The sequence below is a fragment of the Pseudomonas sp. Irchel s3f19 genome (assembly GCF_900187555.1).
GTDB classification, from domain to species: domain Bacteria; phylum Pseudomonadota; class Gammaproteobacteria; order Pseudomonadales; family Pseudomonadaceae; genus Aquipseudomonas; species Aquipseudomonas capeferrum.
In genome coordinates this window covers 123534-137063 of record NZ_FYDW01000004.1, presented here as the reverse complement: position 1 = coordinate 137063, position 13530 = coordinate 123534, and the positions used below count along the sequence as shown (strand labels likewise).

At 59.3% G+C, this 13530-nt stretch carries 12 protein-coding genes; 2 read left to right on the top strand and 10 right to left on the bottom strand.

What is annotated here, in order from left to right:
- Positions 1-1884 precede the first annotated feature (1884 nt).
- The 6 genes from CKW22_RS12490 to CKW22_RS12470 form a co-directional block, all read right to left on the bottom strand.
- On the bottom strand, positions 1885-2523 hold the full coding sequence (locus CKW22_RS12490) for a hypothetical protein (RefSeq protein ID WP_177447941.1): 639 nt from the start codon (positions 2521-2523) through the stop codon (positions 1885-1887).
- Between the two features lie 139 nt (positions 2524-2662).
- Positions 2663-4564 carry a sulfate adenylyltransferase subunit CysN gene (gene cysN / locus CKW22_RS12485; RefSeq protein ID WP_033702857.1) on the bottom strand — a complete coding sequence of 634 codons (1902 nt, stop codon included), beginning with the start codon at positions 4562-4564 and terminating at the stop codon, positions 2663-2665.
- A gap of 53 nt (positions 4565-4617) precedes the next feature.
- On the bottom strand, positions 4618-4782 hold the full coding sequence (locus CKW22_RS28135; RefSeq protein WP_371856417.1) for a hypothetical protein: 165 nt from the start codon (positions 4780-4782) through the stop codon (positions 4618-4620).
- A complete protein-coding gene (locus CKW22_RS28130; RefSeq protein ID WP_371856413.1) occupies positions 4731-4904 on the bottom strand; it encodes a four helix bundle protein in 174 nt (57 codons plus the stop codon). The genes CKW22_RS28135 and CKW22_RS28130 overlap by 52 nt, the downstream gene beginning before the upstream one ends.
- 157 nt (positions 4905-5061) lie before the next feature.
- Positions 5062-5979, bottom strand: a complete 918-nt coding sequence (gene cysD, locus CKW22_RS12475) for a sulfate adenylyltransferase subunit CysD (RefSeq protein ID WP_095064192.1) — start codon at positions 5977-5979, stop codon at positions 5062-5064.
- Between the two features lie 174 nt (positions 5980-6153).
- Complete coding sequence (locus tag CKW22_RS12470; RefSeq protein ID WP_047582657.1) at positions 6154-6912, bottom strand: Nif3-like dinuclear metal center hexameric protein; 759 nt, start codon at positions 6910-6912, stop codon at positions 6154-6156.
- A gap of 214 nt (positions 6913-7126) precedes the next feature.
- Between CKW22_RS12470 and algW the strand changes: the two genes are divergently transcribed.
- On the top strand, positions 7127-8287 hold the full coding sequence (gene algW, locus CKW22_RS12465) for a Do family serine endopeptidase AlgW (protein ID WP_033702860.1): 1161 nt from the start codon (positions 7127-7129) through the stop codon (positions 8285-8287).
- A gap of 42 nt (positions 8288-8329) precedes the next feature.
- On the opposite strand, the gene CKW22_RS12460 is transcribed toward algW, so the two are convergent.
- The 4 genes from CKW22_RS12460 to CKW22_RS12445 all read right to left on the bottom strand — a co-directional run bounded on the left by CKW22_RS12460 (position 8330) and on the right by CKW22_RS12445 (position 12487).
- Positions 8330-9094 (bottom strand): amino acid ABC transporter ATP-binding protein, encoded by a 765-nt coding sequence (locus tag CKW22_RS12460; RefSeq protein WP_033702861.1) that lies wholly within the window; start codon positions 9092-9094, stop codon positions 8330-8332.
- 10 nt (positions 9095-9104) lie between these two features.
- Positions 9105-10202, bottom strand: a complete 1098-nt coding sequence (locus CKW22_RS12455) for an amino acid ABC transporter permease (RefSeq protein ID WP_033702862.1) — start codon at positions 10200-10202, stop codon at positions 9105-9107.
- A gap of 10 nt (positions 10203-10212) precedes the next feature.
- Positions 10213-11391 carry an amino acid ABC transporter permease gene (locus CKW22_RS12450; RefSeq protein WP_033702863.1) on the bottom strand — a complete coding sequence of 393 codons (1179 nt, stop codon included), beginning with the start codon at positions 11389-11391 and terminating at the stop codon, positions 10213-10215.
- Between the two features lie 67 nt (positions 11392-11458).
- Entirely contained in the window at positions 11459-12487 is a 1029-nt protein-coding gene (locus CKW22_RS12445; RefSeq protein ID WP_033702864.1) for an amino acid ABC transporter substrate-binding protein, read from the bottom strand.
- Between the two features lie 332 nt (positions 12488-12819).
- Between CKW22_RS12445 and CKW22_RS12440 the strand changes: the two genes are divergently transcribed.
- Positions 12820-13476, top strand: coding sequence for an alpha/beta hydrolase (locus tag CKW22_RS12440; RefSeq protein ID WP_033702865.1), 657 nt, complete (start codon positions 12820-12822; stop codon positions 13474-13476).
- Positions 13477-13530 lie beyond the last annotated feature (54 nt).

Here is a 13530-nt window from a genome sequence, read left to right as displayed (position 1 = left end):
GTAAGAAGATCGGGCGAAGGCGACAAAGTTCCTGCCTTCGGTTTTTAGGTAGCGCCTGCTTTACCGAACAACAAGCATCTTAGCCAGTAAACTTCCGTATCACCCCATTAAAAATCGAGCTTATTTACCTCACCTCCAACCGCTGCGGTCGGTTTGCAGACACACACTATACCCTAAAATAAAAACGGCCACATCGTTCTCAGCACCACGAAAAATTATACCTCCAAGCTTATTGAGCTTGGAGGCCTAAATCCCTCGAAGCGCGACTATATATCAAGGATAGTCATGTGGAATCTTGATGAGAGGTGAAGGGATGGGAGGATAAACCTCTGGGTATATTTTGACCCTTCGAGGCAGCCGTCCCGGTACATACCCATGGCGCGCCCATCTCACCTCCCCATTGCGGCCATCAAAAATCAAAAATATTTCCCGTATCAGTCAACGCGAGATAGTTATTTTCCCAGTAGGATTTATCCAGTGTCTCTGTGGACTGAGCGGACCATATCCGCTCTCGGACAGGATCATATAAAAAACCGGAATTACTGACAACGAACTGGAGTGGCTCGCGCGCTCACTGCCGGAATGTGGAGCTATACGGCTGACTCTCGTCTGCGATCCAGATTACGGTCCCCCATCTTCCAAGACCAGATTTCCGTCACTTCTGAGACGAAGAATAAACCGTCCGTTCTCTGACTTTATAAACTGTCCCGCCTGCATGGCTTGATTAGGAGGGAGCAATACCCCACCCGAACCAAGGAACGGCTGATAGCTTATTTTTCGATACTTACCTCTTCCCATTACACACCTCAGGTCTATTGACACACATGGCCCGCTTATTAAGCGATCCACGACCATGATGGCTATATAACGAGCACAATAACACGTAGAACTGCTCCCCCACTAAAGCTGGAAAAAACCCCTACAAACTAAAGCGAAATCCCCTTCACCTATTAGCCCAGATCAATCTTGAAAAACCAGCCATAATTCAAGCTCAGAAAGACATCCACGAGGACCCAAAAAGACCAGCCCATACTGAAACACTTAATTTCCCCACCAAAATAACAACTTTCGCGCACGCAAATATACGCCATGAAAAAGCTAGCCATCATGATTCTAATTGTTCTTAACGGATGCACCCACGAGATGCCTATATTATTCCCTGACAAACAAGACATCCATTTCAAATGCGACATGGACCCGTACAAGCAGGGTTGCGAGCGCCAGATGGATTACCAAGAGCACTTTCGATGGATGAATAACATAAAAAAGAAAAACAGTCAGGATGATGACTTGGAGCACGCACCATAAAAGAGTGGCGCGCAGCCAACGATAAACCAGGATTTAAAGCAGCGTGAATATAACACCCCACTCCTGCGGGGTGTTACTTCTTATAACCCATTATAGACGAAGCTCAGCAGGTGGCCACGCACTGCCTATGTCGCCGACCAACAAGCATTCAGCCAGATTAACTTTGGCTTTCACCCTCTTGCCCCCCCAAACGGCATATGAAGCGTATAAATGACCCCCAACATTTACGATTACAGAAATCTCCTACAGCTCAACAGAAAAGCGGCTAAAACACTCGCAGATCCCCAATGGAAAAAGTTGCGCTAGGATAAAAACCGAAAAAACAGCCAGGCATGCATGTACCAAAGCGGGGTTGATGGGCTGCTTTATCAGTCAGCGGTCTATATCGTCACCGGCTCCATGCAGGGGTGCAATCTCGTCTTGAACACAGGTCGCTCAACCCAGGTGGAAGCACTGAGCTATCAACCTCTCATGCAGGCGCTGCTGTCTAACGGTGAAACGGCCGTTGAATTCCTGGACAGCCTAGGTGTAGTGCTGGAGTAAACGTACAAGAAGCCTTGTAGACAGCCCCGGCTTTCACTGCCCCGCCGTCAAGGCATTCACATAGTCACGCGTGATGATCCTCAGGGCCACACTGTCATCCAACAATTCGAACCGTGGCACTTCATTGCTTGGCTCCCCTGGGTCTGAGTAATCCATTTTGCCGACCAGGTGCTGAACCAGAAAATTCATGGCTTCAAGGTCGGCAGGGTGTACCTCTAGCGCTTTGATCAGCCTTGCAACAACTGCCCGTGGCTTGTTATTGGCAAACTGAAACGTTGGGTAGAATTTTCTGCGGTTATCGGAATTTGTGTACGCAAGCAGGTTTCCAGCTTTTGTCTTCTGGCTCAGTGCCTGCTTTGTAATGCCCAGTATTTCGCAGGCCGCCTTGGCGTCCAGTAACTCGCAACGACCGTCGACCCGCTCGAACGCACGCGCTTTCATCCTGGACACGGCTTCCTGGTTGCGCGTTGCGATACTGCGTTTAGTCTCAACCTCTACCTTGGCAAGCGCCGCGAATGCTTTTTCGTCCGTAAGGGCCACAGCTTTCAGCACCACCGCTTCCGAAGCACGAGCAAGGTGCTCCTCAAAGCGCTCACGCAATGCGGCCTTCGCAGCTTCGATACGACCGATTTCCGGATGGAGTACTTCATGTGTGGTTGTCCCCTGTGCCAACAGACTAGACCGGCCCTTGAAGAGCTATCAACTTGTCAACTTGTCTATCCGTCAAGTCGCTAACTGATCGCCGTGCGTGTGCTTTAATCACAGCCATAAAAAACCCGCCGAAGCGGGTTTTTTCATGCAGCTTCAGCGCTTAGATCGCGCCGCGCTGACGCAGCACATCCAGCACCTGCTTCACGCCTTCATCGACGCTGGTAGCCTGGGTATCAATCACCAGGTCAGCATCCAGCGGCACATCGAACGGGAAGCTCTCGCCCGGGATGTTGTCGCCACCGGCCGCATACAGGCCCTGCGGGTCGCGCTCGCGGCAGGCGATAGGCGAGGCCTGGACGTAAACGGTCACCAGGCGCTCCTTGCCGATCAGCGCCTTGGCCTGTTCGCGGCCTTCGGCATCCGGGGCAACGAACGCAGCCAGGGTCAGCATGCCGGCTTCGTTGAACTGGCGCGCCACATGGGCGGCGCGGCGCCAGTTTTCAGTACGGCCGGCGCGGTCCTGTGGCAGGCCCTTGTTCAGGTCGTGGCGCAGGTTCTGGCCATCGAGCACGTAAACAGCACGGCCCATGTCGAACAGCTTGCGCTCCACGGCATAAGCCAAGGTGCTCTTGCCAGCGCCGGACAAGCCGCTGAACAGCACGGTGGCCGGCTGCTGGCCGAAGCGCAGGGCGCGCTCTTCGGTGGAAACGTGGGCCTGCTTGCCGTGCTGGCCGGTGCTGCCGTGTGGCAGTACTGGCGGCGCGATGATCATGCCGGCGCCGACGGTGCCGTTGGTCAGGCGGTCGATGACGATGAACGCACCGGTGGTGCGGTTGCTGTCATAGCCGTCCAGCGCGATGGCGCTGTCCAGGGACACCTTGACCCGACCGATCTCGTTCAGTTGCAGCGCACTGGCAGCGTCTTTTTCGAGGGTATTTACATCGACCTTGTGGGTGATGCTGGCGATCGAGCCCGGCACATAGCTGGTGGCGCGCTTGATGTCGTATTTCTTGCCCGGGAGCATCGGCTCTTCAGCCATCCACACCAGCATCGCGTCAAATTGGTCGGTTACCGGCGGCACATTGTCGGCATGCACCAGCAGGTCGCCACGGGAGATGTCGATCTCGTCTTCCATGGTCAGGGTCACGGCCTGGCCTGGGCCGGCGTTTTCCAGCTCACCTTCGTAGGTGACGATGGACTTGACCCGGCTGCTCTTGCCCGACGGCAGCACGACAATTTCATCACCCTTGTGCACCACGCCGCTGGCGAGGGTGCCGGCGAAGCCGCGGAAGTTCAGGTTAGGGCGGTTGACGTACTGCACCGGGAAGCGCAAGTCGGTGAAGTTGCGGTCGGCCGCCACTTCCACGGTCTCGAGGATTTCCATCAGCGCAGGGCCGGTGTACCACGGCGAACGCTCGCTGCGGTTGACCACGTTGTCGCCCTTGAGCGCCGACATCGGCACGAAGTGCAGGCTGCTCGGCGTCAGGTTGATGGCATCGGCAAACTTCAGGTAGTCGGCCTTGATTTCTTCGAAGACGCCCTCGTCGAAACCTTTGAGGTCCATCTTGTTGACCGCGACGACGATGTGCTTGATGCCCAGCAACGAGGCGATGTAGCTGTGGCGACGGGTCTGGGTCTGCACGCCATAGCGGGCATCGACCAGGATGATCGCCAGGTCACAGGTGGACGCACCGGTGGCCATGTTACGGGTGTACTGCTCGTGGCCCGGGGTGTCGGCAATGATGAACTTGCGCTTGGCGGTGGAGAAGTAGCGGTAGGCGACATCGATGGTGATGCCCTGCTCGCGCTCGGCCTGCAGGCCGTCGACCAGCAGCGCCAGGTCGACTTCTTCGCCGGTGGTGCCGGACTTCTTCGAATCACGGGTGATGGCTTCGAGGTGGTCCTCGTAGATCATCTTCGAGTCGTGCAGCAGGCGCCCGATCAGGGTGCTCTTGCCGTCGTCGACGTTGCCGCAGGTCAGGAAACGCAGCAGTTCCTTGCGCTCGTGCTGGGCCAGGTAGGCGAGGATGTCCTCGCTGATCAGATCAGATTGGTGACTCATTGCATTCAAGCTCCAAGCTGTAAGCTTCAAGCAGCAAGCTTGTCGGCGTACAGCTAGTTAGAAATTTTGTTGATCAACCCTGCAAGCATTCTGGAGAGCTCACGGGTTTCAGTAATCCAGTCGTTGGCCAATTCAGAAGGCAAGTAACCAATTTCACCGGCAATTATCAGTTGCGCCCGCACTCTGCGCAGGAAGCTTTCGCCACGCTTAGGAACCACGTCTTCTCCCGCGACCCTCTGCGCTCCATCCCTTCGGTAATGTTGGAAGGGACTGAAACCGCTGCACGGGTGATCTGAGATCTGAATCCAAAATCCCGGCAGTCGGCAAATGCCTGATACATCACAACGGCTTAGTTTTTACTTCTCTGCCAAACCAGCAACTTCTCAAAATCCACTGCAGACACTCCCTGTGCGCCCGCAGTGCAGGCGGCAGTCCACAAAAATCAGAAGCGACTCGTTCTGCTTCTGTCTTGCAGCTTGCCGCTTGTAACTTGAAGCTTAGAAATAGCCTTGGCGTTTCTTGTCTTCCATGGAGCCGGCGCCATCGTGGTCGATGACACGGCCCTGGCGCTCGGACGTACGGGTCAGGAGCATTTCCTGAATGATGTCCGTCAGGGTCTCGGCTTCCGACTCGACAGCGCCCGTCAACGGGTAGCAACCGAGGGTACGGAAACGCACCTTCTTCTTGACGATGCGGGCTTTCTCTTCCTCGGAGAGGTGCTCGAGAATGCGCGCGTCGTCGATCATGATCAGGGTGCCATTCTTCTCGATCACTTCACGCTCGGCGGCGAAGTACAGCGGCACGATCGGGATGCCTTCGAGGTAGATGTACTGCCAGATGTCCAGCTCGGTCCAGTTCGACAGCGGGAAGACGCGGATCGACTCGCCCTTGTTGACCTTGCCGTTGTACACGTTCCACAGCTCGGGGCGCTGGTTTTTCGGGTCCCAGCGGTGCTTGCTGTCACGGAACGAGTAGACGCGCTCCTTGGCCCGGGACTTTTCTTCGTCACGGCGGGCACCACCGAAGGCGGCGTCGAAACCATGCTTGTCCAGCGCCTGCTTGAGGCCTTGGGTTTTCATGATGTCGGTGTGCTTGGAGCTGCCATGGGTGAAGGGGTTGATGCCCTGCGCCACACCCTCGGGGTTGACGTGGGTGATCAGTTCCAGGCCCATTTCCTCGACCATCTTGTCGCGGAAGCTGTACATCTCCTGGAATTTCCACTGGGTGTCGACGTGCATCACCGGGAACGGCAGCTTGCCCGGGAAGAAGGCCTTGCGCGCCAGGTGCAGCATCACGGCGGAATCCTTGCCGATCGAGTACAGCATCACCGGGTTGTCGAACTCGGCGGCCACCTCGCGGATGATGTGGATGCTCTCCGCCTCCAGCTGTTTCAAGTGCGTCAGTTTGTCGACCATGGCTACTCACGAAAAACGATCTTATGGACGGCCTGCGGGCCGTGTTCGAGCGAGCCACTTTATCACAGCGGCTGCTTCTATTTAGGAGGCGGGCTAGATCGAAACAATCTAACGATATGACTGGGGGTTTGGGGGAAATGGGGCCGCTTTGCGACCCTTCGCGGGCAAGACCGCTTAGATAGGGTTGGGGCAATCGATGAACAGGTGTTCTACGGCAAACCGCCGTGCCAGGTAATCGCCCAGTGCCTGTACGCCATAGCGCTCGGTGGCATGGTGCCCGGCGGCAATGAAGCTGATGCCGTTTTCGCGGGCACTGTGGTAGGTCTGCTCCGACGCTTCGCCACTGATGAACAGGTCGACACCGGCGGCAATCGCGGTATCGATATAGCCCTGCCCGCCCCCCGTGCACCAACCGACCCGGCGAATCATCTGCTCGCCTTCGACCAGCAACGGCTCGCGCCCCATCACCTCTTGCACCCGTCGGGCAAAATCGCGCGCCGTGATCGGTTCGGCCAGCGAACCGACCAACCCGACCACTTTTGGGTTTTCAGGGTCCAGTGGCCCCTCCACGGTAATGTCCAGCTGGCGCGCCAACTGCACGTTGTTGCCCACCTCCGGGTGCACGTCCAGCGGCAGGTGAAACGCCAGCAGGCTGATGTCGTGCTTGAGCAGGGTCTTCAGGCGCCGCTGCTTGATACCCGTGATGCAAGGGTTCTCGCCCTTCCAGAAGTAACCATGGTGAACCAGCACCAAGTCAGCCTCGGCCTCGACGGCGGCATCCAGCAACGCCTGGCTGGCTGTGACGCCGCTGACGATGCGGCTGACCTGCGGGCGGCCCTCGACCTGCAGCCCGTTGGGGCAATAATCCTGGATCTTCGCGCTGCCCAGGTAGCGCTCGGCTTCCTCGACCAGGGTGTTCAGAGCGACGGCCATGAAAATCTCCTCGAAATCTGCGTTTTTGCCGGGTTCAACACCCGTATACTGGCCGCCATTATGAGCCGTCGCCGGCCTTGGGGAAACCGGCGGCAGCCGCATGAGGGCGGGCCAGACAAGCCATCGCCGATCAGCGGTTTCAGGTGTATGATCGCGCGCGCTCGCGCCCCGTGGCGCGGCTACTTGGCTCCCGCCCTACTCCCAGGATTCGTTCATGTTCAAGGCTCTGCGTTACTTTGGCTGGCCCCTGCTCACCGGTGTGCTGATCGCCATGCTGATCATCCAGCGCTTCCCGCAATGGGTCGGCCTGCCAAGCCAGGACGTCAACCTGCAGCAGGCACCGCAAACCTCGCGGATCATGCAGGGCCCGGTGTCGTACGCCGACGCCGTGACCCTGGCCGCGCCGGCGGTGGTCAACCTGTACACCACCAAGGTGGTGAACAAGAGCGCCCACCCGCTGTTCGAAGACCCGCAGTTCCGCCGTTTCTTCGGCGACAACCTGCCCAAGCAGAAGCGCTGGGAATCGAGCCTGGGTTCGGCGGTGATCATGAGCCCCGAGGGCTACCTGCTGACCAACAACCACGTCACCAGTGGCGCCGACCAGATCGTGGTGGCGCTCAAGGATGGCCGCGAGACCTTGGCCCGGGTGATCGGCAGCGACCCGGAAACCGACCTTGCGGTGCTGAAGATCGACCTCAAAAGCCTGCCGGCCATCACTATCGGCCGCTCCGACAACATCCACATCGGCGACGTGTCGCTGGCCATCGGCAACCCCTTTGGCGTCGGCCAGACCGTGACCATGGGTATCATCAGCGCCACCGGCCGCAACCAGCTGGGCCTGAACAACTACGAAGACTTCATCCAGACCGACGCGGCGATCAACCCCGGCAACTCCGGTGGCGCACTGGTCGATGCCAACGGCAACCTGATCGGCATCAACACGGCCATTTTCTCCAAGTCCGGTGGCTCCCAGGGCATCGGCTTCGCCATCCCGGTGAAACTAGCATTGGAGGTGATGAAGTCGATCGTCGAGCACGGCCAGGTGATTCGTGGCTGGCTGGGCATCGAAGTGCAGCCGCTGAGCCAGGAGCTGGCCGAATCGTTCGGCATGCAGGACCGGCCGGGTATTGTCGTGGCGGGGATCTTCCGCGAAGGGCCGGCGCAAAAAGCCGGTTTGCAGTTGGGTGACGTGATCATGAGCATCAACGGCGAGCCGGCCGGTGACGGGCGCAAGTCGATGAACCAGGTGGCGCGGATCAAGCCCAATGAGAAGATCACCATCGAGGTGATGCGCAACGGGCAGCAACTGAAGCTGATTGCCGAGGTGGGGCTGCGGCCGCCGCCTGCGCCGGCTGCCAATCCGGAAGAGAAGTAAAGCTGCATGGAGCCGCCCCGGTGGGGCGGCCCCCTGGTTTCATCAATGCAGGATCTGGCTCAGGAACAACTTGGTCCGGTCACTGCGCGGCCGGTCGAAGAACTCATCCGGGGCCGCCTGCTCCACGATTTCCCCCTTGTCCATGAAGATCACCCGGTTCGCCACGGTGCGGGCAAAGCCCATCTCGTGGGTCACGCACAGCATGGTCATGCCATCCTCGGCCAGGCCCACCATGGTATCGAGCACTTCCTTGACCATCTCCGGGTCCAGCGCCGAAGTCGGCTCGTCGAACAGCATGATCTTCGGCTTCATGCACAGCGCCCGGGCAATCGCCACGCGCTGCTGCTGCCCGCCAGACAACTGCCCCGGGTACTTGTGCGCCTGCTCCGGAATACGCACCCGCTCCAGATAATGCATGGCGATTTCCTCGGCCTTGCGCCGTGGCATCTTGCGCACCCACATCGGCGCCAGCGTGCAGTTCTCCAGGATGCTCAGGTGCGGGAACAGGTTGAAGTGCTGGAACACCATGCCCACCTCACGGCGGATCGCCTCGATCTGCTTGAGGTCGTTGGTCAGCTCGACGCCATCGACGACGATGCGCCCCTGCTGATGTTCCTCCAGGCGGTTGAGGCAACGAATGGTCGTCGACTTGCCCGACCCGGACGGCCCGCACAGAACGATGCGCTCGCCTTGGCGCACATTCAGGTTGATGTCCTTGAGCACGTGGAACTGGCCGTACCATTTGTTCACACCCTGCATCTGGATGATGCCTTCGGGGCCAGCAGGCTGCTTGATCGCTTCACTCATTTCGAAACTCCTAACGCTTGTGGCCAGTGTCCAGCTTGCGCTCCAGATGCATGGAGTAGCGGGACATACCGAAACAGAAAATCCAGAACACCAGGGCGGCAAACACATAACCCTCGGTCGCCATGCCCAGCCAGGCCGGGTCGGCTGCGGCCTGCTTGACGCTGTTGAGCAGGTCGAACAGGCCGATGATGATCACCAGGCTGGTGTCCTTGAACAGGGCGATGAAGGTGTTGACGATGCCGGGGATCACCAGCTTCAGCGCCTGGGGCAAAATCACCAGCCCCATCGCACGCCAGTAGCCCAGGCCCATGGCCGCAGCCGCTTCGTATTGCCCCTTGGGGATGGCCTGCAGGCCGCCACGCACCACCTCGGCGATGTACGCCGACTGGAACAGGATCACGCCGATCATCGCCCGCAGCAGCTTGTCGAAGCTCATGCCCTCAGGCAGGAACAGCGGCAGCATCACCGACGACATGAACAGCACGGTGATCAACGGTACGCCGCGCCAGAACTCGATGAAGGTCACGCACACCACCTTCACCGCCGGCATCCTGGAGCGCCGCCCCAATGCCAGCAAAATGCCCAGCGGCAACGCACCGACGATACCCACCGTGGCGATCACCAAGGTCAGCATCAGCCCGCCCCACTGGCTGGTCGGCACGCTTTCCAGGCCCAGGTAGCCGCCATGCAGCAGCGTGTAGGCAAGGACCGGGTACAGCACCAGGAAGCCCAGGCCATACACGGCCTTGCGCGGGAAGCGCTTGATGAACAGCGGCGCGGCGCCAAGTACCGCCAGCCACACGGTCAGGTCTACGCGCCAGCGCAGTTCCGCCGGGTAGTAGCCGTACATGAACTGGCCGAAGCGCTGCTGGATGAACACCCAGCAGGCGCCCTCCTTGGTGCAATCGGCGCGGGTGGTGCCGACCCAGTTGGCGTCGATCAACGCCCACTGCACCAGCGGCGGCACGATCAGCCACACCAGGTACACGGCGAACAACGTCAGCAGGGTGTTGAGCCAGCTGGAGAACAGGTTGGCCCGCATCCATGCGAGCACGCCGACGGTTTTTACCGGTGGCGGCATGTCAGGTTTGAAAACATGAGCATTCACGGGCGTATCCTCACCGCTCGATCAGCGCAATGCGCTTGTTGTACCAGTTCATCAGCAGCGAAATGCTGATGCTGATGGCGAGATAGACACTCATGGTGATGGCAATCACCTCGATGGCCTGGCCGGTCTGATTAAGCACGGTACCGGCGAACAGCGAGACCATCTCCGGGTAGCCGATACCGGCCGCCAGCGACGAGTTCTTCGCCAGGTTCAGGTACTGGCTGGTCAGTGGCGGAATGATCACCCGCAGTGCCTGGGGGATGATCACCTTGCGCAGGGTCGGGCCCTCGCGCAGGCCAAGCGAACGCGCAGCTTCGGTCTGGCCATGGCTGACCGAACGGATGCCCGAGCGCACGATTTCGGCGATGAACGCCGCGGTATAGATGGTCAGCGCCAGGGTCAGGGCCAGCAGTTCGGGAATCAGCACCCAGCCGCCAACGAAGTTGAAACCCTTGAGCTGCGGCACTTCCCAGTGCACCGGGCTGCCGAACAGCAATACGCACAGACCGGGGATGACGACCAGCAGCGCCAGCCCTGCCCAGAACTTGTGGAACGGCTTGCCGGTCTCGTTGAAGCGTTTGTTGGCATAGCGCACCATCGCCACCGTGGCCACGATCGCCAGCCCCAAGGCAACGGTAAACGGCCAGAAGCCCTCGGCCATCGAGGCACCGGGCATGTTCAGCCCGCGGTTGCTGATGAAGAACATGTCGTCGAGGTTGATGCTGCCCCGCGGTCCTGGCAGGGTCAGAAACACCGCGAAGTACCAGAACAGGATCTGCAACAACGGCGGAATGTTGCGGAAGGTCTCCACATACACGGTCGCCAGCTTGTTGATCATCCAGTTGGGTGACAGCCGCGCCACGCCGATGATGAACCCCAGGATCGTCGCCAGGATGACGCCGATGAAGGTGACCAGCAGGGTGTTGAGCAGGCCGATGACGAACACCCGCGCGTAGCTGTCGGATTCCACATAAGGGATCAGGTGCTGGGCGATGCCGAAGCCGGCACTGCGGTCGAGGAAGTCGAAGCCGGAGGTAATGCCCCGGTGCTGCAGGTTGGTTTGCGTGTTGTGAAACAGGTACCAGCCCAGGCCCACCACGAACAGGATCGTGAGGATCTGGAACAGCCACGCGCGCACACGTGGATCACTCAGGGATAGCCCCTTTTGTGCGCCGATTCGATTTTGCATGAAGTGCCCCGGAAAGTAGGGATTCGAACAGCCTGCGACGGCGGAATGCCGCCGCAGGGTGCAACCATCAGCGCACAGGTGGCGCGTACTGGATGCCGCCGTTGTTCCACAGGGCGTTCATGCCACGGTCGATCTTCAGGTCGGTGCTCTGGCCCAGGTTCTTCTCGAACACTTCGCCATAGTTGCCGACTTGCTTGACGATCTGGACTACCCAGTCTTTGGGCAGCTTGAGGTCTTTGCCGTACTCGCCGTCAGCGCCGAGCAGGCGGGCGTTGTCCGGGTTCTTGGTGGACTTGGCCTCGGCTTCGACGGTTTTCGAAGTGATACCAGCCTCTTCGGCATTGATCATGGCGAACAGGGTCCACTTGACGATGCTGAACCACTCTTCGTCGCCCTTGCGCACCACCGGGCCCAGCGGTTCCTTGGAGATGGTTTCCGGCAGCACCACGTAGTCGGCCGGCGCGGCCAGCTTGGAGCGCTGGGCGAACAGCTGCGACTTGTCCGAGGTCAGCACGTCGCAACGGCCCGACTCCAGCGACTTGGCGCTTTCGTCGGAGGTATCGAAGGTGATCGGGGTGTACTTGAGGTTATTGGCGCGGAAGTAGTCGGACACGTTCAGTTCGGTGGTGGTACCGGCCTGGATGCAGATGGTCGCGCCGTCGAGCTCCTTGGCGCTGGATACACCCAGCTTCTTGTTGACCAGGAAACCGACGCCGTCATAGTAGGTGACACCGGCAAACACCAGGCCCATGCCGGCATCGCGCGAGCTGGTCCAGGTGGTGTTGCGCGACAGCACGTCGACTTCGCCGGACTGCAGTGCGGTGAAGCGTTCCTTGGCGTTGAGCTGGCTGAACTTGACCTTGGTCGCATCGCCGAACACGGCGGCGGCCACGGCGCGGCAGACATCGGCGTCGATACCGACGATCTTGCCTTGCGCATCAGGTACCGAGAAGCCTGGAAGACCGTCGCTCACGCCACACTGGACGAAACCCTTCTTCTTTACCGCATCAAGCGTGGCGCCGGCCTGGGCGGTAGTCACGGCGCCCAGCGCAGCGGCAGCGGTCAGGACTGCCAGGGTGGTTTTCAACATCTTCATTCACAACCTCCAAATCGCTCTTGTTGTACCGAGCCGGAATTGCACCGCACCCTTTTGAGGCGTATCCGACCCGTGTTGGCTTGTTATTGGGTCAATTGGCGCAATGGGCTGTTCTATGACAGCCTTCGCTTGCAAAGGGTGTTACCGTCACGGCCTGACCCTTGCATCGTATGATTCGTAGCAAAGGGCGTACCACAGTTGGCGGCTAAAGCGTTTAAGCGCACGTCAAGTAGGCAAAGTTGTATCGTTGCGACATTATTTTTCCGACAATCATTTGCAGCGCCTTCTTTTTAAGCACGCCATAACAAGACCCGCACATTTTCGGAGCAGTCATGACCAACCCGCTGATTCTCGAACCGCAGAAAACCGCCGACGCCTGTGTGATCTGGTTGCACGGCCTGGGCGCCGACCGTTACGACTTCCTACCGGTTGCCGAATTCATGCAGGAACGACTGCTCAGCACCCGCTTCATCATGCCCCAGGCCCCCACCCGCCCCGTGACCATCAACGGCGGCTATGCCATGCCCAGCTGGTACGACATCAAGGCCATGACCCCTGCACGCGCCATCGACGAGGCGCAGCTGGAGGAATCGGCCGAGCAGGTCATCGCCCTGATCAAGGCAGAACAGGCCAAGGGCATCAACCTGGCGCGGATTTTCCTGGCCGGCTTCTCCCAGGGCGGCGCGGTGGTGCTGCACACGGCCTATATAAAGTGGCAGGAAGCCCTGGGCGGCGTGATCGCCCTGTCCACCTATGCCCCGACCTTCTCCGACGCCCATGAACTGAGCGCCTGCCAGCAACGCACCCCGGCCCTGTGCCTGCATGGTGTGCATGACCCAGTGGTGATTCCCTCGATGGGTCGCACCGCGTTCGAGTACCTCAATACCTGGGGTGTCGCCGCCCGCTGGCACGAGTACCCGATGGAACACGAAGTGGTGGTCGAAGAGCTGGGCGACATCCATGACTGGTTGAGCAAGCAGCTGCAATAAGCCTGATCGCCTGTAGTTGTGGGTGTATTCCGCTACGCCGCGTCGGGTTCTTGC